The organism is Marinobacter goseongensis, assembly GCF_023156235.1.
GTDB lineage: Bacteria > Pseudomonadota > Gammaproteobacteria > Pseudomonadales > Oleiphilaceae > Marinobacter > Marinobacter goseongensis.
Genome location: NZ_JAKZAI010000059.1, coordinates 1 through 3,227 on the forward strand (window position 1 = coordinate 1; position 3,227 = coordinate 3,227).

Genomic DNA, 3,227 nt, shown 5'->3' on the forward strand with positions numbered 1-3,227 from the left:
ATCAGCTATGGCATTGCTGCTGTAGGCCTAGCCTACACGATCAACAGCGACACCAGTGGTGATGGGGTGTTCGTGCAGGGGGATGCCTATTACTACGCCTCTGTTGGGGTGCCTCTGGAGGACAGCTACAGTGCCGGTGTGACGCTTGGCTATTACGACTTCGCTGATGACGGCAAGGCTTCTGTCGGCGAGGCAAGTTATTCACACGTCGCCGCCAACGTTACAAAGGATGCGGGAAACTTCGGTTCTTTCAGTGTTAACGTGGAGTACGCGGACATTGAGTCAACCGACGCGCTTGGCTCTGTCAACTCGGATGATCCGAAGTTCTGGCTGGGTTGGAGCAGGAGTTTCTGATCGGCCAAGTGATCACAAGCAATTCAGATCCAGAATAAAAAGCCGGCCCAAATGACGGGCCGGTTTTTATTTATCATGCAAGAACCCACCATCGTGCGCCTGCCTTGACGCCCGGTGACTCGACATCCTCGCCCTTACCTCTGCCCCCCCCCTGCCGCCAAAGCTCATTTCTTATCCGGTGCCTGAATTTCAAACTGTATTAAAGGTTTGTCTGTAAGGTCGTTCCAGATTCCCACGCAAAAATGCTGACTCACTGACCTCAGTCAAACAGCCAGGATGATACTGAATGAACAAACGATTGTTGTTGTGCGCGATGATAGTTCCGGGAGCCTTGGCCGTCTCTCCTATGGTGTCGGCCCAGGCAAAAGAGAGTGTGTCGCTGAAAGAATATCAGCAGGCCAAAGCCAGCCAGGCTGTTTCCCTGAACCAGGCCATGGTGATGGCTTTCGAGAATAGCCCGGTATTGGCTTTGAGGCGGGCCGCGGTCTCGATACAGCAGGGACAGCTTGATCATGCCAGCCGCTGGGCGCCGAGCAATCCAGAGTTTGAGTTGGGGGCCCGTCAGGCCCCGGATCAGGCCGACGAGTCCCTGGAATATGGGGTGAGGGTTACTCAGGAGATCTGGATGGGTAATCGCGGCGACCTTGGGCAGTCGCGTGCCCGGAGTAATCTCACGTCCCGGCAACAGGAGCTTGAATACCTGAAGGTAGCCACCAAGGCGCGGGTGCGGGCCGCCTATTTCCGGATACTGCTGGCTCAGAAAGAGTTGGAAACCGCAACCCGTGCCGTTGAACTTATGCAACGCACCAAAGACCTGGTTGAAATGTCCGTAAAACAGGGTAAACAAACCCGGATTGATCTCAATACCGCAGTCATTGGGCTTGCCAGGGCCCGGAATCAAAAAGCCTCGGCGGAACAAAAGCTCGAGCAATCAAAAATTGACCTTACCGAAGTGCTCGGGGTGTCCCCCTCCGATGCCGTTGGGGTGACCGGCGAGCTTGATGTGACGCTCGAAGACCTGCCTCCGACCAGCCAGCTTGTCGAGATGGCACAGAGTCAGAGAGCGGACCTGAAAGCGGCGGCCGCCAGAATTGCAGCGGATGAATCTGGCCTTGAAGTTGCGAAAAGCCTGACGATTCCAAATCTGAAAGTCTTCGGATTTTATGATCGTGAGGAAGGCTCCAACCTTTTCGGTGCAGGGGTGTCGATGCCTTTGACCGTTTTTCATGATTATTCCGGTGAGCAGAGACAAGCTGCTGCGCGGCTGAAAACCTCCGAGCTTGAGGCAGAGGCCTTGCGCCTGGCTACAGAGCGTCAGGTTGTGTCAGCTGTGGCCCGGTACGAATCCACCGCCGTTCGGCTGCGCCAGATGAACGAGTCGATCCTGGAGCGTTCAGAGGAAACATTACAGTTGATGCAGAAAGCACTTCGGGCGGGCAAGGTCGGTGCCTTGGATGTTCTGGCGGCACAGGACAATCTCCTGTCGGTAAGGCAGGAATACGTTCAGGCGCAGAATGATTATATCGATGCCGTCCGGGCGCTGGAGATAAGCACAGGAGGTGCTCTGTCGATGTCAGCCGGTTCCTGAGGGTATGAAACTCAAAATTGACCGTTCTCTTAGTACCGTTCCCCCCTCTGTCAGCCTAGTTGTCCAGTTGGCGATTTAGCCTGAATTTCACTAGTCGGGGCGGCATGGGAGCATTCATGCCACGTTATTCCGAAGAACGTAAAGCGGCCGTTTTGAATAAGTTGTTACCTCCGCAAAACCGAAGTGTTGTGTCGGTGGCAGCAGAGGAAGGCATATCCGATGTGACTCTGTATAGTTGGTTGAAACAGTGTCGACAACAAGGAATGCCCGTGCCAGGTAATCGTACCGGGGAAGATTGGTCCCCCGAAGCCAAACTGGCCGTTGTAGTAGAAACGGCCTCTATGTCTGAAGCCGAACTCAGTGCCTATTGCCGCGAGAAAGGCTTGTATCCGGAGCAAGTACAGCGCTGGAAGGAAGCCTGCCTTCAGGGTGCCGGCATGCAGGGTGAGCGTCAGAAAGCGGCTCAGAAGCAACAGCGAGACGCCCGTAAAACAATCAAGAAGCTGAAGTCGGAAGTTCGCCGTAAAGACAGGGCGCTGGCTGAGACCACGTCACTTCTGGTGCTGTCAAAAAAGCTCGAAGCCTTGTACGGCGAGGATCCGGACAGCAGCGAGGACGACTGACGCCGCTGGACGAACGTGCAAGGCTCCTGGAGCTATTTGATGAAGCCGTTGCCGGTGGTGCTGCCCGATACAAGGTGGCAGAGATAATCGATATCAGCGAGCGCACATTGAAGCGCTGGCGATGCTCTGATGGCCAGGTTGCTGAAGATCAGCGCCCTGAGGCAGAGCCAGTCGAACAGCCCCACAAACTCACACAGGCCGAGGAGCTGGCCATTCTGAGCGCATGTAATCAACCTGAATACCGGAGTTCGCCACCGTCGCAGATCGTGCCGTCACTGGCTGACAAGGGCCTTTATCTGGCCTCGGAATCGTCGTTCTACCGAGTGTTGAAGAAGCACCAGCAACAGAATCACAGAGGGCGCATGAAGCCGCCACGCAAGGTGCCAGAGCCGACTAGCTTCACCGCGACAGGCCCGAACCAGGTGTGGAGTTGGGACATCAGCTATTGCCCGTCAGCGGTGCGTGGCCAGCATTGGTATCTGTACCTGATCATGGACATCTACAGTCGCAAGATCGTTGCCTGGGAAGTCCATGAGGCGGAGTCTGGCGAGCTGGCCCGGAAACTGGTTGAACGCGCCCTGTTACGAGAGGGCTGCTGGCATAATCCGCCGGTTCTGCACTCTGACAACGGAGCGCCGATGACCTCTTATCTGCTCAAGGCC

3 protein-coding genes and 1 pseudogene are annotated in these 3,227 nt (G+C 55.7%); all 4 read left to right on the top strand.

All coding sequences use genetic code 11. From position 1 onward, the window contains the following. Window positions 1-354 (top strand): annotated as a pseudogene (locus tag MLC70_RS18190) (TorF family putative porin); the annotation flags it as partial. Window positions 355-640: 286 nt separating this feature from the next. Then, window positions 641-1,942 carry a TolC family protein gene (locus MLC70_RS18195; protein ID WP_248185919.1) on the top strand — a complete coding sequence of 434 codons (1,302 nt, stop codon included), beginning with the start codon at window positions 641-643 and terminating at the stop codon, window positions 1,940-1,942. Window positions 1,943-2,058: 116 nt separating this feature from the next. Continuing rightward, entirely contained in the window at window positions 2,059-2,565 is a 507-nt protein-coding gene (locus MLC70_RS18200; RefSeq protein WP_427902118.1) for a transposase, read from the top strand. A 74-nt stretch (window positions 2,566-2,639) separates the two neighbouring features. Beyond that, on the top strand, window positions 2,640-3,227 hold a 588-nt coding region (locus MLC70_RS18690), incomplete at its 3' end, for a DDE-type integrase/transposase/recombinase (protein WP_248185923.1).

Coding starts and splice junctions, on each gene's coding strand:
- MLC70_RS18195 (WP_248185919.1), top strand. CDS start 641: ATGAACAAACGATTGTTGTTGTGCGCGATGATAGTTCCGGGAGCCTTG.
- MLC70_RS18200 (WP_427902118.1), top strand. CDS start 2,059: ATGCCACGTTATTCCGAAGAACGTAAAGCGGCCGTTTTGAATAAGTTG.